The sequence below is a fragment of the Virgibacillus sp. M23 genome (assembly GCF_034190895.1).
In the GTDB taxonomy this organism is placed as follows: Bacteria; Bacillota; Bacilli; order Bacillales; family Amphibacillaceae; genus Virgibacillus; species Virgibacillus salarius.
In genome coordinates, this window is record NZ_JAWDHA010000225.1 from 1 (window position 1) to 476 (window position 476).

The 476-nt window shown below is 33.8% G+C and carries 1 protein-coding gene; it reads left to right on the forward strand.

Translation table 11 applies throughout. The features are described from left to right. Positions 1-45: 45 nt before the first annotated feature. The coding region (locus RVS70_RS22215; protein ID WP_321134878.1) for a restriction endonuclease, SacI family at positions 46-476 on the forward strand (431 nt) is incomplete at its 3' end.

A 476-nucleotide genomic window follows, 5' to 3' on the forward strand; every position in this document is an offset into this window, starting at 1 on the left:
GCTATATATTATGCTTTAAAGCAAATTAAGGATAAAGAGGAGACTATGGCATCACTAAAAATAAAAACACCCTCACTATTTCAAATTGAAAATTTTGTTGAAGAGTTGTTAAAGAATTCTTATCAGGGCGAATGTCTTGCATTAGCAGTAGGTACTCTAACTAACATTTTAGTAGATTCACTTGAAGGTACAAATCATGCAATAGTAAATGTAGTGAATCAGTCTGGTGCCTCTTCTAAAGAGATTGGTGACATAGAAGTTTATCATAACAAATCTATTTTGTACGCAATAGAGGCAAAAGACAAAAATTATGCTCCTCAAGATGTACAGCATGCAGTAAATAAAGCTGCAAACTCTGGGTGTAAAAGATTAATGTTTGTCACTGGCCCTCGTGCTAACCTTGTCCACACATCCAAGACCCATACAGAATTAATAAATAATGCAAAGGAAAAAGGAGTCTATCTAACCTTTTTAAA